Source organism: Wolbachia endosymbiont (group A) of Hedychridium roseum, from assembly GCF_964028325.1.
Classification (GTDB): Bacteria; Pseudomonadota; Alphaproteobacteria; order Rickettsiales; family Anaplasmataceae; genus Wolbachia.
Map to the genome: position 1 here is coordinate 469,234 of NZ_OZ034755.1, position 22,955 is coordinate 492,188.

Genomic DNA, 22,955 nt, shown 5'->3' on the forward strand with positions numbered 1-22,955 from the left:
AATTTACCAAACAAAAAAAAGGCAAAAGAAGCCCTAGTCATTGTCTATTTTCAGTATTTGGCGTTTTTTAAGTCTTAAACACTGCAATTTAGCTGCTTTTAAGTGCAACTAACTTAAGCTATAAATGTTTAAGAAATTCACTAAGCAGAAAAAAAGGCAAAAGAAACCCCGCGTTAGCTAGTTGTCACTCTCTAATCCTGCAAATTGGCGTACTATACTGTCTTAAACGACTTATAAGCGCGTTTCAGCTTGTGTAGGTAAAAACCTAGAAATATTGTGAAGACATAAGGTGCACATAGTGCAAAAAATTAAAAATAAGACGCCAACTATGTTGTTTTCTTGCTGTTTAATCTGCACAGATGAAGATAACTGAATACCTTCAATACCATGATAAGGGCGCTGGCGGAGTTTGTCAAGGAAGTTTTTTCGTTATAGTATAAAGGAGTCCTATTAAAATCTTCTCAATAAAGGAAAAGCAGCAAGGAGCGAACCAAAAGCGATGAGGAAGGATCCAAGCCAGATTATAGACATTCCAGGTTTATAGTGCACTTTAGCTGCGATTTTGCTCTTACTCTTATCAATCTCACCGATTACAACATAAATATCAGAAAGCAAATTGTGGTAGATACTGCTTTCAACATTTTTCTGACCTTCCACAAGGTAAAATCTATATTCAGGGGTTATCTCACCCAATATCTTATTATTCAGCAAATTCCTGATATCCATTGTACCTCTCACTGCATGGAAATTTTTTTCTTTTATTAGCTCAATATTTCGTAAAGTAACTTTAAATTTATTGACTGTTATGCTATCCCCTATTTTTAAGTAATTTTCTTTTTTCTCCTGCCAACCAACTGAATAAGCTATACCAAGCACTAAAATTGCCACTCCAGCATGAGCTGCCATCATTGCATAGTAGGATTTAGAAACTTTTCTTGCTAATAAAATTGATTCACCAAATGCTACCTTAAATAAACAAATTCTTTTACTATATGCTTCTAAAACAAAGATTAATAATGCTATGGAGATAGTAATTGATAGCACAATTATTAGCTCCATGTGAAAGATAAACGGCAAAATAGCTGCAGCACTACAGAATGAAAATCTGTATTCACGAAATATTGGCAATAGACTATTTCCCTGCCAACGGCAGTATTGCCCGATCATGGTGAGCACTAGAATAGCCAGTGCAATAGGATTAAATAAAGAATTGTAATATGGTGCTCCAACTGAAATTAATTCACCGGTTAAATACTCAAGCACTGTAGGGTATAAAGTGCCAACGAACACGATGAAAAAGGCAGTAATAAATAATAAATTGTTCATCAGCATCATCGTAAGGCGTGAAAAGAATCTTCTACCCTCTGTCACTTGAGTAGCAGATTTCTTTCTGGATTCCAATGTCGAGCACTGGAAAGATGTGCGATTTTTTCTCGTAAACACTACAAATATTACTAAGCTACTGACTGTAATTACACCAAGTAGAGCTAATATATACAGTCCATACCTTGAGTCATCTGCAAACGTGTGCACTGAGGTGAGTATTCCTGAGCGGACTAGAAATGTTCCAGTTACACTCAATATAAAAGTTGTAAGCGTAAGTAAAATAGCGAAATTCCTTAAAGTATTGAAATTTCGTACAACGAGCAACAAATGTGTCAGCGCCACTGCAATTAGCCACGGTATCAAAGAAACGTTTTCCACTGGATCCCAAAACCAAAATCCACCCCACCCAAGTTCGCGATATGCCCACCAGCTACCCAAGCTGATGCCCAAAGTGAGCAGCGACCAAGAAATAAGTACCCAAGGCCTGACAATTTTAGCCCAAACATTTCCTTCAGTATTTGCAATTAATCCAGCTATAGAGAGCGAAAAAGGAACGCTAAATCCAAGGTACCCCAAATATAATATCGGTGGATGAATAGCAAGGCCTATATCTTGCAATATCGGATTAAAACCCAATCCATCTTTTTCAACGCTTGGCATTTTAGTGAAGGGGCTGGATTCAAGTAAAGTGAACAGTAAAAAACAAAAGCAAATCAAGCCTTGGGTGATCAAGGATACTTTCTTCAATTTACTGTCGTTATCAGTAAAAATACCCATCAGAAATAGGTAAAAGGTAAGCACTAATGTCCAAAGCAACATAGACCCTTCTTTATTTCCCCAAACTCCACAAATCTTATAGATCAAAGGTTTTGTTGTGTGTGAGTGGTAATATACGTTTTCGAGTGAGAAATCATTTGTAATGTGGCAGTAGATCAAAATAGCCATTGATGTTGATACACAAAAAAATATGGCAGTGGTAATAAACCGACAAGAACTAAGCGGTAAAAACAAATATGTCAAAGACAATAAGCAGGCTATGAGTAGCAATATATTCCCAAGTTCAGGCATAAAAAATTATAGTTTTTATATAAACAATATTACTGATGACAAGTTAGAAGTTAAAGTGTTAATTGACGCTTGCTATTGATGCTAGCATAATGCCCCCGTAGTTAGCTGTGCTAGTATTAATTAAAAATTAAATATTAAATCTTTATACTTTTATAGATAGCGTTAATATTGAGGTAACATTGTGGGTACAACTAAGATTAGTAAATTTCCATTCAATATAAAAGGTAAAGTGGCAAAACAACATGCCGAACCAATAGTTGAAAAAAATCTCTATACTATTTAGGATTCAAAAGTAGAGAAGATTTTGAAAATAAGACAAGTAAGCTTATTAATAAAAAAGTTTGGCAATCATTTGTTGACTGCTTTGCAAAAGAAATAGATTATGCAGCAACTGAAAAAGTTGTAAAAAACATCGTTTGTAACATTGCAAAGAGTGATCAAGGTAATGCTTTTACCAAAACTGAACATCTGATATTAAATGAAAAGCAAGATAATAAAAAGAGAGAAAAAGCGATTAGAAAAACTGTTGGTATTTTGAGAAAAATCAATCCAGAAAAAGCCTTCAATGAACTTTCAGTAATAAAAAAACAAGCTGAAGATTTTTTACAAACCGATTTTTATAAAGCTCAGAGTAAACCACTTCAAGGATTTGCTCCATCTGGTGGACAGCTCTTTGCGGAAGTTCTGAAATATATAGAAACACTAGAAAAATTAGCTGAAGTTAAAAAGGAAGAGCTAGTTAAAGATTTCTTGTTAAATCATGTTAGTTCATTGAATAAAAAGTATCCTAAATCACAAGGCAAAAGGGAAGATGCTATAACAATACTATCAAGTAATGAGTTGAAGAATTTTTACAATAAAGGTGTAGAAGAAGGAATATTACAACCAATGGTATCTTACAAAGAATGCAGAAACCTGTATGACAAAATGAACCAAATGAAAAATGAATCCAAAAGTATAATTAAAAGAGAAGGACGGGAAGAAAATTTGAAGAAAATAGATAAGTCGATAGTCAGTGCAATTAATGACATAAAAAAACATAGAGAAGCAATCCTTAACTGTAAAGACTTTCAAAGTTCTTACATAAAAGAGAAAAAAGAACATCCATTTAGAGGCAACGCATGTCAAAAAATAATTGATATATATATCAAGAGAGAATTGCTGGATATCAGGAGAAAATTCGTCAAAATTTAAACCAAATAAAAGCGATATTAAAAAGTGCGCCGCAAGAAATGGATGATGTGGAAGAATTAGAGGAAATAATCGATGGTATGCATGAAGCGAAGCAGTGTGATGAAAATTTTGACTCAGCTTTGATTTGTTTATCGAACATACAGAATGAGCTAGATATTCAACTGGAAAATCCTTCAACAGAGCTAAGAGTTTTTCATATTAACGTTAAAACTGAAGTAACTCGGTTATAAGAGCCAAATTTTTGGGACAATTTTAATTCAAGACAGCTCTCGCAACTTTAGTCTGCGTTTTTATTTGGTTGTATTTTGTTAAAAAAACTTTAGATTTATTTTATAATCGATACTCAAATATAATGACTCAAACTTGGAATTTGCTGCAAACAGGGCAAAAGGAAGGCTATAAAATTGCATATATTAATGCTCGTGTTATCGATCCCGAAACTAAGCTTGATATAAAAGGTTCATTATTGACTGAAGGGGATAAAATTGTTGACTTTGGTGAATCATTATTTTCAACAAGTGGGGTCGATGAAACAATAGACTGTAAAGGGCTTGTTCTAATGCCAGGCCTTATTGACATTCACGTACATTTTCGTGAACCAGGCCAAGAACATAAAGAAACTATATATACAGGCAGCAAATCTGCAGCTGCGGGAGGCGTTACAACTGTAGTTTGTCAGCCGAACACTGTTCCAGCAATTGATAGCGTTGTTTTGGCTAAATATTTGAAATATAGAGCACTTGAAACTTCACATGTAAACGTTGAATTTTACGCTAAAATTACCACTTCGGAAGAAAAGTTGACTGAAATGGCACTTTTAAAGGAAGCAGGTGCGGTTGGGTTCACTGATGATGGCATGCCAGTTATGAACCCAATGATTATGAGACAGGCGCTGCTTTATTCAAGTATGCTGGGTGTTCCTATTGCTCAACATGCAGAAGATTTAAATTTATCAGCAGGTGGTGCAATCAACGAAGGTAAAATTTCTGAAGAATTGGGAGTAAAGGGAATCTTGAGTGCGTCAGAATCGGTTATGGTAAATCGTGATATACTGCTCATGAAAGATATGGAAAATGTGCACTACCATATTCTACATGTCTCTTCAAAAGATTCACTTGATGCTATTAAACGTGCGAAAGATTTGGGATTAAATGTTACATGTGAAGTAACCCCTCATCACTTCACTTTGACTGAAAATATAGTAAAACAACATGGAGCAATTGCAAAAATGAACCCGCCACTTCGCACTGAAGAAGATCGTTTAGCTATGGTTGAAGGTTTAAAGACAGGTGTGATTGATTGCATTGCAACCGATCACGCTCCGCATGATCGTAATTCTAAAGATCTTCCACTTGAAAATGCTGCATTTGGTATTGTTGGCCTTGAAACAATGCTGCCCCTTTCACTTGAACTTTACCACAGTGGGCAAATGGGTCTACTTGATGTGCTTGCAAAATTGACATATAAGCCTGCAGATATAATACACGTATCACGTGGTCGTATACAAAAAAACCTTGCTGCAGACTTAATTTTAGTTGACCTCAATCATGAATGGGAAATTAAAACTGACAACTTTGCTAGTAAATCAAAGAATTCCCCTTTCGATGGGCGCAAAGTAAAAGGGCACGTGGTACGTACTGTTGTGTCTGGCAAAACTATATACTCACAGAAAAGTTAGTTATCATACCTTATCTGTTCCAATTTGTTATCACCAGAATGGGCTAAGTGCACCTGAATTTAAATTAAGAAATATTAGCCAATTCCACTAGACTTCTTGCATAACCATATAATAAACTTTTATTGGGAATAGAAACGAAAAACTTCCTTGACAAACTCCGCCAGCTCCCTTATCATGAAACTGAAGCTAATTATTTACCTTCGCAATCTCTGCAGTGGATTAATAACAAAAAAACTTAATGTATTTGGCGTAAATCATGCTTAATTTTTTGCACTATGTGCACCTCATGTTTTTATAAAACTTTTAGGTTTCTACCTATACAAGCCGAAACGCGCTTATAAAGCGTTTAAGACAGCAAAAGACGTCAAATAGACAAGGGAGAATTTGAATACTAGCTACCTTAGGGTTTCTTTGCCTTTTTTTCCACTTAGTAAATTTCTTAATGTTTGTAATTTAGGTTAGTCGCATTTAAAAGCGGCTGAATCGCGGTTATTAAGCGTTTAGAAAAAAAACGCCAATATTTTGAAGTACATATAAATAACTAGTTAACCATGGGGCCTCTTTTGCCTTTTTTTTATTCGGTAAATTTCTTAATATTTATGGCTAAACGACAATCGTCATCCCGCTGCTTGTTAGCGGGATCTATGTTAAGAGATACCGCGAATGAATCGCGGTATGACGGTTAAGTAGGGTGTCATCCCAGTGCCCAGACATTGGGATCCAGGAAAGTTTGCTTGCTCACAAGCAAACTAGCATAGAAAAACGTTTTCGATGAGATTGCAGAAAGGCTGGATTCCAGTATCTGGGCACTGCCGTCATAAAGGAACCAGTGTCAACTACTCGGATGATACCTTTTTCTACTTAGTTTGGGTTATGCAAGAAGTCTACTGTCTCCGAATAAACGCATCCTCTTATCTTTTCCTAATTTGTAAAGTTATTTTGTCTATCAATCTGATTCCAAAACAGCAAAATTGTTGTATAATGTTACTTTGAAGTTTTATTTTCAATGCACAAGTTTGCAATACTCTTTTCTATACTGTTTGCAATAGTTGCTTACTATTTAAACAGTGAGATTATATTTGAAATAGCAAAGCTGTTTAGTGACATATTTGTTAGTTTGTTGAAATTAATAAGTTTACCTTTAGTTTTTCTATCAATAGTTTCCACAATTTCAGGACTTAAAGACTCAATCGAAATTAAAACCTTAGTTAAGAAAACACTATTTTATACGCTGCTTACAACTATTATAGCTGCGTTTGTTGCATTATTGTTTTACCTGCTAATAGACCCAGTGAAAAAAAATTTCATATGTAACACGATAGGAAGTTTGGATAATAACAATTACAGTTACTTTTCATACTTAAAATCACTCATTCCTTCGAATTTTGTGCAAGTTTTTCTTGAAAATAACGTTATTGGTAGCATATTGATCGCTTTTTTGATGGGTGGAGCTATTGTTTCACTTTCAAAAGAAAAGCAGGACATATTACATCAAATATTCTCTGCACTTTTCGATACGTTACTTAAAATTGCTCAGGGGTTACTAAAGCTTGTTCCACTTGCTGTGTGGTCTTTTATTACATGTTTTTTGCACGAATTAAAAGGTGGTAGCGAGTTCTACAGTCTTTTATGGTATTTTGTTTGCATAATGTCTGCAAATTTTGTGCAGGCATTTCTGATTTTACCGCTACTTATGTGGTATAAAGGCATATCACCAATTCAAACGCTGAAAGGGGTTATGCCGGCACTCACACTTGCGTTTTTTTCTAAATCATCCAGTGCAACATTGCCAACAACTATAGACTGTGTGCAAAATAAGCTAAAGGTGCCAAAGAAATTGTCGTCCTTTATTTTACCAATATGCACAACAATTAATATGAATGCATGTGCTGCATTTATACTAATCACTGTAATGTTTGTTGCAGAGATGAATGGATGCGCATTTTCCTTAAGCGAAATGTTTATATGGATTTTTTTAGCAACTAGTGCAGCAATTGGTAACGCTGGAGTGCCGATGGGGTGCTATTTTATGGCAACCAGTTATCTCATGTCGATGAATGTTCCTCTGCATATTATGGGACTGATTTTGCCTATTTATACAATCATCGATATGTTTGAAACTGCAATAAACGTGTGGTCTGATATTTGTATCACTCAGATAATTAATAAAGAATGTAATAGTGAAACTTAAAAAATGATATTAGACGAAAACAACCTAATAATAAAAGAATTTAAAGAAGCAGAAGCAATTTTGCATGGGCATTTTGTTTTATCTTCTGGATTGCATAGCAATACATATATACAATGCGCTAAAATTTTTGAAAATCCAAGCAGAGCCATGAAAGTTTGCGCATTACTGGCAGATAAAATAAAAAAAGAATTAAATAGCTCCATAGATTTAATATTATCTCCTGCAATTGGCGGAATAGTTGTAGGTTATGAGATTGGCAGGCAGCTTGGAATAAAGACAATGTTTTGCGAGCGCGTTAATGGCAAGTTTGAATTACGCCGTGGATTTAAGATCAAAAAGGGTGAGAAAATATTACTTATCGAGGATGTGATAACCACAGGCAAATCTTCACTTGAAGCAGTGAAATGTGCAGAAGGGGAGGGAGGTAAAGTCATTGCTGAAGCTTCTCTAATAAAGAGGAATAGTGAAACGAAACTGCCTTTTCCTGTCATATCTTTGATTGAACTGAACATCCAAAACTACAGCGAGGAAGAACTTCCAAGTGAATTAAAACAACTACCCATAACAAAACCTGGGAGTAGAGAATATTTAACAAAGTAATCCTATAATATCTTGGAAACACAGCACTTATACACAGCTTTAGTTATTTACTCCAAGTGTATTTTATGTATACTTATTACTAAATTAATTTTGAAATGATAGAAAATGAACGAATTTAAATCGATCCGTAATATAGCAATAATCGCACACGTTGACCACGGTAAAACTACTTTGCTTGATAACATGTTAAAACAAAGTGGCACGTTCCGTGAGAATCAAGAAGTTCAAGAGCGAGTTATGGACAGTGGCGACCAAGAACGTGAGCGCAGAATTACAATACTTGCAAAATGCACATCAATAATGTGGGGTGATGAAAAAATCAATATTATTGATACGCCAGGGCACGCAGACTTTGGTGGAGAAGTAGAAAGGGTATTGTGCATGGCAGATGGTGTGTTGCTGCTGGTTGACGCTGCGGAAGGTCCCATGCCACAAACTAAATTTGTGTTGTCAAAAGCACTAAAAGCAAATTTGAAGCCAATTGTGATAATCAATAAGGTCGACCGACCAGACAGCAGAATTGATGAAGTATTAAATGAAATATATGAGTTATTTTTTAACCTTGATGCAACCAACGAGCAGCTAGATTTTCCAGTGTTGTATGCTTCAGGTAGAAATGGTTGGTGTGCTAAGGAGCTTTCTGATGAAAGAAAAGATTTAAGCCCATTATTTTCAACGGTTATAGATTATATAAAACCTTCTGTTTATGATCAAAATGCCCCTTTTGCTATGTTGGTCACTCTACTTGAGTCTGATAAGTTTCTTGGCAGAATATTGACAGGAAAGGTTTATCAGGGCGTTGCAAAAGTCAATTCAGATCTTAAGGTACTTGATCTGGATGGTAAAGTAATTGAACGAGGGAGATTAACTAAGTTGCTCTCATTTTCTGGCTTGAAACGTATTCCAGTAGAACAAGCTGTGGCGGGAGACATAATTGCAATTGCAGGACTTGAGAAAGCTTCAGTTTCTGACACTATAGCAGTACCAGAGGTTACAACTGCAGTAAGCTCAACTCCAGTTGATCCGCCGACGATGGCGATTACTCTGAGTGTTAATGATTCACCTTTTGCCGGACAAGAGGGAACAAAGCTTACCTCAACCGTTATAAAGGATCGTTTATATGCAGAAGCAGAAACAAATGTTGCAATTACCGTAACTTTGGCATCAAGTGGTGAAGCGTTTGAAGTAGGTGGACGTGGTGAGCTACAGCTTGGAGTGTTAATTGAAAATATGAGGAGAGAAGGTTTTGAGCTTTCAGTATCACGCCCTCGCGTTCTATTTAAGGAAGAAGATGGCAAAAAACTTGAACCTATAGAGGAAGTAGTAATTGATGTAGATGATGAATATAGTGGAATCATCATGGAAAAACTCAGCTTCCGAAAAGGTGAAGTGACTGACATGAGACCTTCTGGTAATGGTAGGACAAGATTAACGTTTTTAGTGCCATCAAGAGGATTAATTGGTTATCAAGGAGAGTTTTTAACTGATTCTCGGGGCACAGGCATAATTAACCGTTTATTTCATAGTTATGCTCCACATAAAGGTCCAATTTCTGGAAGGCGCAATGGAGTTTTAATTTCTACAGATAAGGGTGAGGCTGTGGCGTATGCAATTTTCAATTTGCAAGACAGGGGAATTATGTTTATCAAGCCACAGGATAAGGTATATTGTGGCATGATTGTCGGCCAGCATAGCCGTGACAATGATTTGGAGATAAACGTGCTAAAAGGTAAGCAATTAACAAACGTAAGAGCTTCAGGTAGTGATGAAGCCATAAAACTCACTCCTCCAAAGATAATGACACTGGAGGATATGATAGCGTATATAGATGATGATGAATTGGTGGAAGTAACTCCAAAATCTATACGTTTACGCAAGAAATTCCTTGATCCAAATGAACGTAAGCGTGCAGGAAGGGCAAAGAATAAGGAGTAGAGGTTTCTTTTTGCAGGTAATTTTCGTAGCAGCGTACTATCTCGCTTGTCAAGCGTTTAAAACATAAAAAACGCCAATATTTTAAAGCGGATAATAACCACGGGGCTTCTTTTGCCTTTTTTTTCATTTGGTAAATTTCTTAATGTTTGTAGCTAAAGTAACTTAGGTTCACCGACAACCGTCATCCCACTACGTGTTAGCGGGATCTATGTTAAGAGATACCGCGAATGAATCGCGGTATGACGTGGGACTGCTGTCATTCCAGTGCTCCTTTTTTTGTCATCCCAGTGCGTGACACTGGGATCTAGAAAAAAAGAACCAGTGTCAGCTACTTTCATGACATCATCATAAAGTAAACCAGTGTCAAGCTACTTGGATGACAGGAGAAGGGGCTACTTGGATGACAAGAAAGAGGCTACTTTCATGATACTGTCATAAAGTGAACCAGTACTTGGCTTGTGTTCTAGGCAAAACCTGCTATAACATTTAACATACTGTTTCCGAAACAAATGTTCCGCACTGGGATCTGCTATGTAAGAGGTCTAATGATCAACGAAGAAATTGTAAGAGAGAACTTAAAAAAAGTCATAGAGCAAAAAAGCGGTAAAGATGTGATCGCTCTTGGCATAATATCCTCAATCATTATTAAAGGCGGGGACATTGGTTTTGCGCTTGAAGTTGCCGGTAACACGCAAGCAAACGAAGAATTAAGAAGAAATTGTGAGCAAGCTGTTAAAGCTATACCGGGGGTGACAAAAGTGATCGTGGTTGCTACTTGTCAAAAACAAACTGGGCAACAAAAAGCTAAATTACATATCGAAGGAGTGAAAAATATAATCGTTGTGGCCTCTGGTAAAGGCGGTGTGGGCAAGTCCACAGTTGCGCTAAATCTTGCTCTCTCATTAGCAAAGTTGAAACATAAAGTTGCGCTAGTTGATGCAGATATATATGGTCCTTCAATTCCTAAAATGCTTAGCACTGAAAAATTAAAGCCAGAAATACAGGGTGGAAAAGCAATACCTATAGAAAGGTATGGACTGCATACTATTTCAATCGGCTATTTTGTTGACAAGGATCGTGCAGCAATATGGCGCGGACCTATGATCACAAAAGCACTTTATAATCTGCTCATGGGAACAAAGTGGTCCGATATAGAGTATTTGATAGTTGATACACCACCTGGAACTGGCGATGTGCATTTAAGTCTTATGGAAAATTTTAACTTAACCGGGGCGATAATAGTTTCAACTCCACAGGAGCTCTCTTTAATCGATGCTCGCAAAATTTATGATATGCTTAAAAAGCTCAGTATACCGATTATTGGCATTGTGGAAAATATGAGTTATTTCATTCAAAATGACTCAGAAATATACATATTTGGAAAAGACGGCGCAAAAAGAATGTCTGAGGAGCTGGGCATCAAACTATTAGGCAGGATTCCTCTGGATCCACAAATATGTCATGCTTCTGATTGTGGAAATCCTTTAATGCTAAGTGAAGATTTGGCAGAGATTTATGAAGACATTGCTAAAGATGTTATAGCTAAAGTGGATTAGGTTTACCTATAATTTGAAAAACCGTCATTCCGCTACTAGTTAGCGGAATTTATACCGCGAATGAATCCACAACTGTACGAACATTGTCTACCAGAAGGGTGTCATCCCAGTCTGGGATCCAGGAATTTTATTAAGTATAAAAATAGCTGTTTTATGTTAAAATACAACGTTTTGATGATTATGGAAAGGCTGGATTCCAGACTGGAATGACATCATCCTTTTTTCTGAATTCCAGTGTCAGCTACTTCCATGACATCATTATAAAGTAAAATGAGATCCCAGTGTCACGCACTGGGATGACAAGAAGAGGGCTACTGGGATGACAGGGGAGTTGCCTTTTTTCTACTTAGTTTGGGTTATGCAAGAAATCTAATATGATTACTTCTATGCTTAGCCATTTTCAAGACAGGTTCTAAGAGACTTAATTTGTATATAGGAAAACCTTAAAGTCTTTTACTCATAGTATACAAAGTTTGTTTAAACTATTTTCAAAATAGATAAAATATAATTTTACAATTAGCGTGAATAAAATGAATTATGATGTAATCATTTCAGGTGGTGGGTTACTTGGTCTTATTACTGCAATTGGCCTCAGTCGTGACTCTGTGTCTGTAGCTGTGATTGAAAAAAATAGTCTACCACGTGTAGTAGATGACAACCGAGCATTTGCTATTTCTCAAGGCTCGAAAAAAATATTGGAAAAATTAGGGATTTGGCAGTTTATAGAAAGCGAAGCTGAGCCAATACTTGATATATGCATATTAGATGCGGTTACTGTGCATTACAATCATAAAATGGTTGGTGAAGAACCAATGGGTTATGTTATTAACAATGCTACTATATGGAATGCAATCAACAATAATTTTCTGAATAAACTAAATATATACTCTCCACATTCCTATAAAACAATTGCTTGTGATTCAGGATATGTGGAAGTTATTCTTGATAATAACCAGGAATTAATATCATCGCTACTTATCTGCGCTGAAGGCAAAAACTCTAAACTACCAGAGTTATTTTCTATACCGACAGTGAAATTTGATTATAAACAAAGTAGCATAGTATTTAATGTAAAGCATGAACTGCATCACCAAAACTTAGCTGTAGAGCGTTTTTTTCCTGGCGGTCCATTTGCAATTCTACCGATGAAGGGTGGCTATACTTCTTCGATAGTTTGGACAGAAAAATCTGGAATTTCAAAAATGCTAATGGATCTGTCTGAAGAAGAATTTATTATAGAGCTCAAAAAAAGATTTGGTTCTTATTTAGGAGAGATAAAATTAGAGGGTGAAAGAAAACTTTATCCTTTAAGTTTTGTTTTCGCAAAAAAGTTATATAAGGGTAGAGTTTTGCTTATCGGCGATGCAGCACATTCAATTCATCCAGTTGCAGGTCAAGGGCTTAATCTTGGAATTAGAGATGTAGAAAGTGTTATAAAGCACATAGTTGCTGCAAAAGCATCTGGTATTGATGTTGGCAGTAGTTATTTATTAAAGAAAATTTCACGTAACAGATACTTTGATAATTTTACAATGGCGCTTGCAACTGATGGATTAAATAGGATGTTCTCCAACAGAATATTCTGCGCTAAAGCACTAAGAAATCTTGGCTTGATTGCAGTTGAAAATTCAAATTTTCTCAAAAAAAGCTTCATTCGGCATGCTATGGGATTTATATAAACTACTATTTTATAGCTAATGCAAGTCATACCGCCGCGGTATCTCTAGATCCCGCTAACAAGCAGCGGGATGACGAATTTGTCGTTTATCAAATCGTTGGTAAATCTAAAGCTATAGCCATTAAGCACGATAAAGAAAATCATTTATAATCGCTATAGCAACTAGTGTAGACACTTGACGTTCCTTGTGATTTGATAAATAGAGGTTTTTATCTGATTTTACAACAAGAGCTTCTGGATGACATTGAAAGTAAATATTACCGTGCTTATCTTCAATAGCCTCTATTACCCCATCACTGGAAAATGCTGCAACTTTATATCCAAGTAACTCCAATTTTCTTCTATTTTCTGGTGTATTACTTACTGCCCCTGAATGAGCATCTGGAAAATATGTTGAAAACCAGCCATTTTCATGAGGTATTAAGAATTTAGCTACTAATTCCGCTAAACGACTGTTTGGAACGATCTTTATCTGCTGGAGAGGTGCATCCTCTTTATGTGGATTAGATGCTGATTTTAAATGAGATCTTCGCTTCTCTTCATCACTCACAACACTCACTACTTCAATTCCCTTTGCATTCATTATGCCTTCACATATGCCAAGTAAATGAATTGCAGGGTTATCATCCACTATTTTTGCAATTGCTTCAGTAACAAGCTGGCGACAAGGAGTGGGTGCTGAGTGTAAATTATCCGGAATAAATATTCTATTTATTTTGTGCTCTTTAATAAACTTTGCAACTTCAATTTTTATTCGGTCTAATGTCAGCTTCTTTGCCAATGTTTCATCTTGTTTTGCGAGATTAAGTGACTCTGTCTGAATTTTTTTAAGGCTAATTATCTTATTATAATCAATCAGTACAGTCTTAACCCCAAAGTTATTAAACATCTCGTAGATATTTTGAGATAGCCCAAGCTCATGTGCTTCTTCCGTTTTCAACAAACCAACAACTATGTCATTATTTACTGTATTTTCTGCCGTCAAGGCAGTTGACGCTGGTTCTTCTTTTCTGGTTACATGTTGAGATGCCGGTTTTTCACTAACGCCAGCATAAGTAATATTGCTTAATAATAGAACTATAATTAATAAGATCTTAAATACTTTATTGTAATATTTATACACCATAACTTGCCTCTCTAATATTTATATTACGATATAGAGTATTTTATAACAAAAAGGCAAATTTGCCAAGAAAGAGAAGGTGGCCTGAGCAGGAATCGAACCAGCGACACAAGGATTTTCAGTCCTTTGCTCTACCAACTGAGCTATCAGGCCAACTGTATACTTTCATTTTTAGATAAAAAATGTTATTATGTCTATCAAAAGTTTTTAAAGTAGTTTATATAAAAATAAAGGATGAACATTAATAACAGAATAGGAATCTACCCTGGCACATTTGACCCTATAACTTTTGGGCATATTGACATAATCAAAAGAGCGTGTAAACTAGTCGATAAATTAATAATAGGAGTTGCAGAAAACGTTAATAAGCATGTTGCCTTTGACACAAAGCTACGCACAAGCATGGCTGAAAGTGAAATCAAAGGGCTAGGAATTGATGCAGATGTTATATCTTTTAATGGGTTGCTAGTGAAGTTTGCCAAAGAGCAGAATGCTTCTGTTATTATTAGAGGATTAAGAGCAGTATCGGATTTTGATTACGAGTTTCAAATGAGTTGGGTAAATTATAAACTTCTTCCTGAAATCGAAACCATATTTCTTCCTGCTTCTGAAGATACTCAATTTATCTCATCAAGTTTTGTAAAGGAAATAGCAAGATTAGGAGAAGATGTTAGCAAATTTGTATCAAAAGGCGTTCAAAACGAATTGATTAACCTGAATAGGATAAAAAATGGAGAATAGTGCTTGTTGTTTTTTATTTCTGAATGGGTATATTCAATATATAAAATGTTATAAGCTAAAGGAGTAGCATGTCAAAAGTGAGGGTTAATAATAGAAAAGTTTGTTGTCATGGTGACGAGAATAATGAGGGTTCCGGCCATCCATTAATATATTTAGATATGGGAGAAGAAGAGGAAATAGCCTGCCCTTATTGTGAAAAGACGTTTGTCCATGACTGTACTGTAGAAGCGGTTGGGGAGCTGACTAGGGATGACCTCTAATGGCACTTTGTTTCTTCTGCAGACTTAGCTTATGTAAATAGCAAGAAGAGGGGCAGTAAAAATGAAACTATCCATACGATCGAGCACTCCTCCATGGCCAGGTATCATACTTCCACTATCTTTAACACCGTAAGCTCTTTTAACAAGCGACTCAGTGAAATCGCCAAGTTGCGCTAGAATAGCGATTGCAAGGCCAATGATTGGAGAATAAAAAATTGAAAATAGACCAAAAAATATTGATCCAAAAATTGTGCACACTACTCCAGCTAAAATCGCACCAAGAAGTCCTGTCCAAGTTTTTCCAGGGCTAAGAATTGGGCAAATTTTAGCTCCACCAAAATTCTTACCAAATAGGTAGGCAGTAATGTCAATTCCCCAAATGGTTAAGACGAACCATACTAATGCGTATTTTCCCTGTGGTAGGTTATATAAATATATTAATGAGGCGCTTGGTAATGCAATCAATAATAATGCGAAAACGTATAAAATTTTGTTTCCTTGGGTTAGATTATACCATTCAAAAGAAGATAAAACTGCTATTGAAAAAATCAATAGGTAAAACGATAAATCACTGAAATATGTAGCAAAGGAAAATATGAATAATATTACTATTGAGGACAACATTCTAATTATAAAATTATTATCTACCATATTTTTTCTCTCTTTTTGTATAATCTTCTAATGCTTTACTCAAATCTTGACAAGAAAAATCAGGCCATAAAGTATCACAAAAATACAATTCAGCATAAGCTGCTTGCCATAATAAAAAGTTGCTTAATCTTTTTTCGCCGCCAGTGCGAATTAATAAATCCAATTTTGGCAGATCTTTAGTATACAGAAATTTTTCAAATTCCTCTTCTGATACATAAGCAATATTTTCTTTTATAATATTGCTTATAGCTTGTGTAATTTCTTGCTTTGCTCCGTAACTGACTGCCACAGTGAGTAATAAACCATCGTTCTTATGTGTCATTTCTTCTGCTTTTTTAATTTGATCCAATATTTTACTGGATAACAGACTTAAATTGCCAATAAAATTCAACTTAATGTTACAGCTGCAAATGAAATTGACTTTATCTTCATTAGTTAAAACGGAGTAAAATAAATCAAATAGACATTCAGTTTCGTTTTTGGGTCTAAGCCAATTCTCCATAGAGAATGCATACAAAGTTAAGTAGGGTATGGTTAGGTCCGTACAATACTTGGCAATATCGTATGCAACTTCACTGCCCTTTTTATAACCATCAATTTTTACCTTTCCTTGATTGTTCGCCCATCTACCATTACCATCCATAATAATTGCTAAATGTTTCGGTAAAGATTCTTGATTCAACATTTAAAGTTCACCTAAACCACCCGATATCATCTGAGTGCTTAACATATCACTGTACAAAAATAGTGATTTAGTAGCAATCTCTACTTGAAAGGTGTCATCCCAGTAGCCCTTTTTCCTGTCATCCCAGTGCGTGACACTGGGATCTAAGTATAAAAATATTTGCAAATTATGCAATGAACAACAGATTCTTGGGGCATATAATGTCCATGATGAAAATAAGATGTATCCCAGTGTCACGCACTGGGATGACAGGAAAGAGGGAAATGGATAACAGATTCTTAGAGCATATAATGTCCATGATGAAAATAAGATGTATCCCAGTGTTACGCACTGGGATGACAGGGAAAAAAGGCACTGGGATGACAAAAAAGAGGACACTGGAATGACATCATTTACTGTATAATACTGTGCAATATTGCAACGTTCATACAGTTGTGTGTCGACTACCTCCATGACACCTTTGCATATAATTTTTTCTTTTTCACTACTGAAGGTTTCTTTCATATTACCTTAGTGATGCAATATATCCTTTTCTTTGATGGACAATTCACCATCAATCTTTTTTATATTATCATCAGTAATATTTTGTATTTCCTTCTTAGCACCATGAAAATCATCTTCTGAGATCTCCTTATTTCCCTTCATTTTCTCTATTTCTTCCATAACATCTCTGCGTATATTTCTGATGGCAATCCGCGCATTTTCAGAAAACTGATGCAATAATTTTACTAATTTTTCACGGGTTTCTTGTGTTAAATCCGGAAGAGCTATACGTATGGTATTGCCCTCAACAACAGGATTTAAATTCAAATTGGCATTTAATATAGCATTTTTCACTTCACCTACAACATTAATATCCCAAACTTTAATTGATAGGGTTTTGTTATCTATAACTGAAACGCCTGCAACCTGATTTAACTTTTGATGTCCACCATAGATATTTACAACTATACCATCAAGCAACGATGCGCTAGCTCTACCAGTGCGTACGCCTTTAATATCATCATGAAAGGACTGAATAGTTTTTAGCATTCTTTCTTTTGTTTTAGCTTTTATTTCATTTAACATAAATTACCTACTGTTTACAATCTGAAACTATAGTATAAGTACCTTGACCCTTAATAATATTGACTATTTTTTCTCCCTTCAAAGAAAAAACTATAATTGGAATAGAATTCTCACGAGCAAGTGAAATTGCTGATGCATCCATAACTTTTAAATCACGAGTCAATAAATCCGTGTAAGAAAGCCTATCATACATTACAGCATCCTCATTTTTTTTCGGATCAGCGGAGTATACACCATTTACTTGTGTACCCTTTAGAATAACATCACAATTCATTTCAACAGCACGTAAGGCTGCAGCTGTATCTGTAGTAAAAAATGGGTTGCCTGTGCCTGCTGCAAAAATTACCACTCTACCTTTTTCTAAATGACGAATAGCTTTCCTTCTTATGTAAGGTTCACATACAGTGGCCATGGGTATTGCAGATAATACCCTAGAAGCTACTAAATTTTTTTCTAAAAAGTTTTGTAAAATTAAAGCATTGATTATAGTTGCAAGCATTCCAATATAATCACTGCTTGCTCTTTCACAGCCACTTAAAGACGCAGATGCGCCACGAAAGATATTACCACCACCAACAACAATACATACCTGAACTCCAAGCCTGTTAACATCAGCTATATCTTTGCATAATTGGCTTATTATTCCCATATCATGGCCAAAAGACTGTGACCCCATCAAAGCTTCACCAGAGATCTTCAATAACACTCTAGAGTATTTTACTTTATCTGCTAAGGAAGACATTTCTTGCCATTTAGTTTGCACTGCCCAAAACAAGTAACTTGTAATCAGATAATTTAATAGCACTCACCTCGCTTGATTTTATAAAATCAGAAACCTTCATTTTATCATCTTTTATGAACTTTTGTTCTAGTAAAACAACTTCTTCATAGTACTTAGCCATTCGTCCATCTACTATTTTTTTTGCTACTTCTTCAGGTTTATTTAAGCTCCTTACTTGCTCTTCAATTATAGAACGTTCATTTTTCAACTTCATTTGATCTAAATCATCTATAGACAAAGCTTCAGGCTTCATAGCAACTATGTGCATCGCTATTTGTTTTCCAATTTCCTGTAACTTTGCCTTATCACCGGGTGATTGCAATGCAACTAAAGCGCCAGTTTTACCTAAACCACGTACATCACCGTGTACATAACCAGCAACAACTCCATCCTTAGTCTCTAGGTAACAAAGCTTGCTCAACTCTAACTTTTCACCAAGAACTGACGTACCATTCATAATAGCTTCCTGCACTGTGCCAATGCTTTCATACTTGGCATTTTTTAACTCATCAACGCTGATACAGCGTTCTTGATGAGCAATTGATGCTAAATTTGAAACTAACTCTATAAATTTCTCATTCCTTGCAACAAAATCGGTTTCGCAATTGAGTTCAACCAATGCACCATAATTTTCAGTCAAACACATAGCAACGAGCCCATCTGAAGCTACTCTATCAGATTTTTTGTCAGCTTTAGCAAGACCTATTGTACGCAACTTATCAACGGCTTTCTTGATGTCACCATCACATTCTTCTAATGCTTTTTTACAGTCACTTAAGCCAAGCCCTGTCCTATCACGTAATTCCCTTATATTATCTGGATTCATCTTCATTTGTTACTACCTCCCTTTCTTCTTCTTTGTAAACTTTACTACGTTTCCTTTTAGTTTGCACAATACTATCTTCTTTTTCTTGAATAAACTCATCACCTTTTATATTATCAATCTTAACTCCAGATCTTGCTAGACTAGACTCTATTCCAGCTAATATAGAGTCGGTAGCTAATTTACAATAGAGCTCTATTGATTTTCTTGAGTCATCATTTCCAGGTATTAGATAAGTAATATCATCTGGATCAGAATTAGTATCAAGTATTGCAACTATTGGAATTCCTAACTTTTTAGCCTCCTTAACCGCAATATGCTCTTTATTAGTATCAATGATGAATAAGATATCAGGAATTGCTCCCATTTCTCTAATACCACCAAGCGCCTTATCAAGCTTTTGCTTTTTCTTTTCAATGTTCCCCAATTCTTTCTTTGTTAAAATGCTATCCTCGTCATTTAATATTTTCTCATATTGTATCAAGGTTTTTATCGAAGAAGAAACAGTGCCCCAATTAGTAAGCATACCACCAAGCCATCGATGATTCACATAATATTGACCACAACGAATCGCTTCACTTGCAATAATATCAAAAGCTTGAAACTTTGTACCAACAAATAGAATGCGACCACCTTGAGATGCAACGTCATATAAAGCCTTCATGGCCACCTGTAGCAATGGTAATGTTTTTCGCAAGTCAATTATATGTATACGATTTTCTTGATGCACTCCATATATGTATGGAGCCATTTTTGCGTTCCAGCGACTAATTTTGTGACCAAAATGTACACCAGATTCGGCTAAATCACGCACAGTGACTTCAGGCAAATTTGTCATATATCATTCCTCCAAATAGTTTATCTTCCATGGCATAACCCTAATGGGACTACTTGTACAAGCCATGTGTGAAATTAAATTATTTACATAGTAATAGAAAAGACAGCAAAGCGCAAACAAAAAATATTGACAAAGGGCAACATGTTTATTAGCTTTAAAGTCGAAGCCTGAAAACGCTAAAAAGAAATTAGGGGGGGTGTAGCTCAGTTGGTTAGAGCGCATGCCTGTCACGCATGAGGTCGTGAGTTCAAGTCTCATCACTCCCGCCATAGTAGTTTTAGCATAATCTAAAATCCGCAATATTATTGCCGGTATTTAGAAACGTTTTCACCAGACTTGACATGGCATGGTATTGTAATTAATACTTAAATAGGTTTGTTTTTATCATTAACAATTAGGATTAAATATGCTCATTTCTGAAGTTTTTGCAGCAGATGCAACTAGCAATGCATCAAGTATCGGCGCATCTTTTGCTAGTTTTATTCCATTGATTTTAATATTTGTGGTATTTTATTTTCTTATTATTCGCCCAAACCACAAAAAACTAAAAGAACATAGAAAAATTATAGATCAAATAAAACGTGGTGATACAGTCATTACTTCTGGCGGGATAATAGGTGAAGTTAATAAAGTTGATGAGGCAAATGCACAATTTATAATAGAAATAGCACCAAAAGTTGAGGTGAAAGTCCTAAAGTCCGCTATATCTGAAGTTTTAAACAAAGAAACTCAAAAAGTGGCAGCTAAACCAATTGAAAAAGGCAAAATCGAAAAGAGTGATAAAAAGAATAAAAATCAACCACCAGAGGAAAGTAAAAAGGGAAAAGATGATAAAGGCAAAAATGCTGCATAACTTTAAAAGAAAGTTCATTTGGTGATCCATTTGTGTGCGGAATATTTGGTGTAGTAAGTAGCGGTGATTCAGTAATACCAACTTTACTAACTGGGTTGCAAAAATTGGAATATAGGGGATATGATTCCTCAGGTATAGCAATAATAAATAACGAAGGCGAGATAGAAGTCAAAAAATCAGAAGGTAAAGTTAAAAGATTGTATGAAGTTGTTGATGAAAGCAAGATGTCTCACAGTACAGTTGGTATAGCACATACTCGCTGGGCTACACATGGAGTTCCAGGCCTTAAAAATGCTCATCCCATTCATACAAATAATGTTGTTGTTGCTCATAACGGCATAATTGAGAATTACAATCTGCTAAAAAAGGGTCTAGAAGAAAGGGGAATGTTATTCCATACTGATACTGACACAGAGATCATACCAAATATGCTAACCTTATATCTTGATGAAGGATTGTCGCCAGTTGATTCTCTATTTAAGTGTTTAAACAACTTACATGGCTCATTTGCCTTGGTCTTATTATTTGCAGAATATCCAGATGCCTTATTTGTTGCGAAGAGAAATTTGCCTTTAGCAATAGGCTATAACTGTAACACAGTGTTTGCTGCATCTGACTCTAATGCTTTAAGTGCATTTGTGGAAAGAATATCGTATTTGGAAGATGGTGACATTGCAGTGATAAAATCTAGTGGAGTTAGTATATACAACAATGGTACACAAGTTAAACGTAGTATAGAAAATAGTAGTCCAAGTGATTTTCTAATTAGCAAAAATGGGTATCCTAGCTTCATGTTAAAAGAGATTTTTGAGCAACCGCGTGCATTAAACAAAACAATAAATCAATTTTACAAGCAATATAAAGAGGTCAACAAAAAATTGTTTTCTGAGCGGAGTTACATTACTATAGTTGGATGCGGGTCATCTTATTTTGCCGGGCTAATAGCAAAATATTGGCTGGAAAGTGTCGCTCAAGTTCGAGTATATCTAGAAATCTCATCAGAATTTAGGTATAGCAACGTCAAGCTAGAAGAAGGCAGCATTGGGTTATTCATCTCTCAATCTGGCGAAACTGCAGATACCATAGAAGCGCTGCGTTATGCGAAATCACAGAAGCAAACAATCATTAGTATAACTAACACATTTAACAGCAGCATTGAAAAGATCTCAGATATTGTGTTACATACTCTTGCTGGGCCAGAAATTGGTGTTGCTTCAACAAAAACCTTTTCTGCGCAACTTGCAACTTTAGCATGCTTTGCCGTGGAGCTTGGAAAAATAAAAGGTATACTGGGTGGAGAGAGAATAAAACAGCTAAGCAGTGCTATCAATTCTATTCCCGAGTATGTTGAGCACGTTTTGAATGTGATGCAAATACAACATATATCAGGTAGTATATTAGAGCACAATAACGTTATTTTAATTGGCAGAGGAAGTTCATACGGAGTTGCAATGGAAGGTGCATTGAAGATAAAAGAGCTTTCATACATCAATACAATTGGTATTGCAGCGGGAGAAATGAAGCACGGTTCTATTGCTTTAATAGACTCTACTGTGCTTGTTATAGCAATTATCCCTTATGATAGTTTATTCTTTAAAACGCTATCTAATATACAAGAGATTATTGCAAGAAAAGGCAAAGTAATTGCCTTCAGTGATAAGCAAGGAGCGCCATTCCTAAGGGGAGTTTGCGCAGATGTGGTGCAACTTCCAGACACTGATAATTTTATCTCTCCTATCATCTATAGTGTTGCTATGCAATTCCTTGCTTACTATACTGCAGCAAAAAAAGGGTTAGATGCCGATTGTCCAAGAAATTTAGCTAAGTCTGTCACGGTTGAGTAGTCCATTTAAAGTTAAAGCTAGACTTCTAATTAAGGTAACCGTTCACTCAATGGCGTCAACTT

22 protein-coding genes and 2 tRNA genes are annotated in these 22,955 nt (G+C 35.6%); 15 read left to right on the plus strand and 9 right to left on the minus strand.

Annotation, left to right across the window (positions count from 1 at the left end; genetic code table 11):
• Positions 1-450 precede the first annotated feature (450 nt).
• The gene (locus ABWU23_RS02155; protein ID WP_253309656.1) at positions 451-2,271 is read right to left on the minus strand and encodes a heme lyase CcmF/NrfE family subunit; all 1,821 of its coding nucleotides are present in this window, start codon (positions 2,269-2,271) and stop codon (positions 451-453) included.
• Between the two features lie 22 nt (positions 2,272-2,293).
• Between ABWU23_RS02155 and ABWU23_RS02160 the strand changes: the two genes are divergently transcribed.
• From ABWU23_RS02160 to ubiH, 9 genes are all read left to right on the plus strand, one after another.
• Positions 2,294-2,473, plus strand: coding sequence for a hypothetical protein (locus tag ABWU23_RS02160; RefSeq protein ID WP_253302580.1), 180 nt, complete (start codon positions 2,294-2,296; stop codon positions 2,471-2,473).
• Between the two features lie 455 nt (positions 2,474-2,928).
• Positions 2,929-3,588 (plus strand): hypothetical protein, encoded by a 660-nt coding sequence (locus ABWU23_RS02165; protein WP_353270724.1) that lies wholly within the window; start codon positions 2,929-2,931, stop codon positions 3,586-3,588.
• Positions 3,589-3,626: 38 nt separating this feature from the next.
• Complete coding sequence (locus ABWU23_RS02170; RefSeq protein WP_264732080.1) at positions 3,627-3,818, plus strand: hypothetical protein; 192 nt, start codon at positions 3,627-3,629, stop codon at positions 3,816-3,818.
• 122 nt (positions 3,819-3,940) lie between these two features.
• Entirely contained in the window at positions 3,941-5,266 is a 1,326-nt protein-coding gene (locus ABWU23_RS02175; RefSeq protein WP_264688260.1) for a dihydroorotase, read from the plus strand.
• Positions 5,267-6,272: 1,006 nt separating this feature from the next.
• A complete protein-coding gene (locus ABWU23_RS02180) occupies positions 6,273-7,457 on the plus strand; it encodes a dicarboxylate/amino acid:cation symporter (RefSeq protein ID WP_264732084.1) in 1,185 nt (394 codons plus the stop codon).
• 3 nt (positions 7,458-7,460) lie between these two features.
• Positions 7,461-8,057: an orotate phosphoribosyltransferase gene (pyrE, locus tag ABWU23_RS02185; RefSeq protein ID WP_253309661.1), complete on the plus strand. Its 597-nt coding sequence runs from the start codon at positions 7,461-7,463 to the stop codon at positions 8,055-8,057.
• A gap of 105 nt (positions 8,058-8,162) precedes the next feature.
• Positions 8,163-9,992 (plus strand): translational GTPase TypA, encoded by a 1,830-nt coding sequence (typA, locus tag ABWU23_RS02190; RefSeq protein WP_353270725.1) that lies wholly within the window; start codon positions 8,163-8,165, stop codon positions 9,990-9,992.
• 545 nt (positions 9,993-10,537) lie between these two features.
• Positions 10,538-11,548: an Mrp/NBP35 family ATP-binding protein gene (locus tag ABWU23_RS02195; protein ID WP_253309664.1), complete on the plus strand. Its 1,011-nt coding sequence runs from the start codon at positions 10,538-10,540 to the stop codon at positions 11,546-11,548.
• Positions 11,549-12,078: 530 nt separating this feature from the next.
• The gene (ubiH, locus tag ABWU23_RS02200; RefSeq protein WP_353270726.1) at positions 12,079-13,227 is read left to right on the plus strand and encodes a 2-octaprenyl-6-methoxyphenyl hydroxylase; all 1,149 of its coding nucleotides are present in this window, start codon (positions 12,079-12,081) and stop codon (positions 13,225-13,227) included.
• 120 nt (positions 13,228-13,347) lie between these two features.
• Here ubiH and ABWU23_RS02205 read toward each other — a convergent pair whose 3' ends face one another.
• Entirely contained in the window at positions 13,348-14,349 is a 1,002-nt protein-coding gene (locus ABWU23_RS02205) for a gamma-glutamyl-gamma-aminobutyrate hydrolase family protein (protein ID WP_353271032.1), read from the minus strand.
• 80 nt (positions 14,350-14,429) lie between these two features.
• Positions 14,430-14,502 (minus strand) — tRNA-Phe (locus ABWU23_RS02210).
• Positions 14,503-14,583: 81 nt separating this feature from the next.
• On the opposite strand from ABWU23_RS02210, the gene coaD reads away from it, so the two are divergent.
• Positions 14,584-15,090, plus strand: coding sequence for a pantetheine-phosphate adenylyltransferase (gene coaD / locus ABWU23_RS02215; RefSeq protein ID WP_253309665.1), 507 nt, complete (start codon positions 14,584-14,586; stop codon positions 15,088-15,090).
• Between the two features lie 68 nt (positions 15,091-15,158).
• The gene (locus ABWU23_RS02220; protein ID WP_253309666.1) at positions 15,159-15,350 is read left to right on the plus strand and encodes a zinc-finger domain-containing protein; all 192 of its coding nucleotides are present in this window, start codon (positions 15,159-15,161) and stop codon (positions 15,348-15,350) included.
• Positions 15,351-15,374: 24 nt separating this feature from the next.
• On the opposite strand, the gene ABWU23_RS02225 is transcribed toward ABWU23_RS02220, so the two are convergent.
• Positions 15,375-16,001: a phosphatidate cytidylyltransferase gene (locus ABWU23_RS02225; RefSeq protein ID WP_253309667.1), complete on the minus strand. Its 627-nt coding sequence runs from the start codon at positions 15,999-16,001 to the stop codon at positions 15,375-15,377.
• Positions 15,991-16,686 carry a polyprenyl diphosphate synthase gene (gene uppS / locus ABWU23_RS02230; protein ID WP_353270727.1) on the minus strand — a complete coding sequence of 232 codons (696 nt, stop codon included), beginning with the start codon at positions 16,684-16,686 and terminating at the stop codon, positions 15,991-15,993. Before uppS ends, ABWU23_RS02225 begins: the two co-directional genes overlap by 11 nt.
• 173 nt (positions 16,687-16,859) lie before the next feature.
• Between uppS and ABWU23_RS02235 the strand changes: the two genes are divergently transcribed.
• Entirely contained in the window at positions 16,860-17,072 is a 213-nt protein-coding gene (locus ABWU23_RS02235; RefSeq protein ID WP_265016780.1) for a hypothetical protein, read from the plus strand.
• Between the two features lie 124 nt (positions 17,073-17,196).
• Here ABWU23_RS02235 and frr read toward each other — a convergent pair whose 3' ends face one another.
• From frr to rpsB, 4 genes are read right to left on the minus strand one after another with little or no spacing between them, the layout of a single operon-like run.
• Positions 17,197-17,754: a ribosome recycling factor gene (gene frr / locus ABWU23_RS02240; protein ID WP_164224746.1), complete on the minus strand. Its 558-nt coding sequence runs from the start codon at positions 17,752-17,754 to the stop codon at positions 17,197-17,199.
• Positions 17,755-17,761: 7 nt separating this feature from the next.
• On the minus strand, positions 17,762-18,496 hold the full coding sequence (gene pyrH, locus ABWU23_RS02245) for a UMP kinase (protein WP_182182811.1): 735 nt from the start codon (positions 18,494-18,496) through the stop codon (positions 17,762-17,764).
• Positions 18,497-18,506: 10 nt separating this feature from the next.
• Entirely contained in the window at positions 18,507-19,367 is an 861-nt protein-coding gene (gene tsf / locus ABWU23_RS02250) for a translation elongation factor Ts (RefSeq protein WP_264732175.1), read from the minus strand.
• Complete coding sequence (rpsB, locus tag ABWU23_RS02255) at positions 19,348-20,196, minus strand: 30S ribosomal protein S2 (RefSeq protein WP_253309669.1); 849 nt, start codon at positions 20,194-20,196, stop codon at positions 19,348-19,350. Before rpsB ends, tsf begins: the two co-directional genes overlap by 20 nt.
• A gap of 192 nt (positions 20,197-20,388) precedes the next feature.
• Between rpsB and ABWU23_RS02260 the strand changes: the two genes are divergently transcribed.
• The 3 genes from ABWU23_RS02260 (at position 20,389) to glmS (ending at position 22,893) form a co-directional block, all read left to right on the plus strand.
• A tRNA-Asp gene (locus ABWU23_RS02260) sits at positions 20,389-20,465 on the plus strand.
• 137 nt (positions 20,466-20,602) lie between these two features.
• A complete protein-coding gene (gene yajC / locus ABWU23_RS02265) occupies positions 20,603-21,049 on the plus strand; it encodes a preprotein translocase subunit YajC (protein ID WP_253302548.1) in 447 nt (148 codons plus the stop codon).
• A gap of 32 nt (positions 21,050-21,081) precedes the next feature.
• Positions 21,082-22,893, plus strand: a complete 1,812-nt coding sequence (glmS, locus tag ABWU23_RS02270; RefSeq protein ID WP_253309670.1) for a glutamine--fructose-6-phosphate transaminase (isomerizing) — start codon at positions 21,082-21,084, stop codon at positions 22,891-22,893.
• The last annotated feature ends 62 nt before the right edge of the window (positions 22,894-22,955 follow it).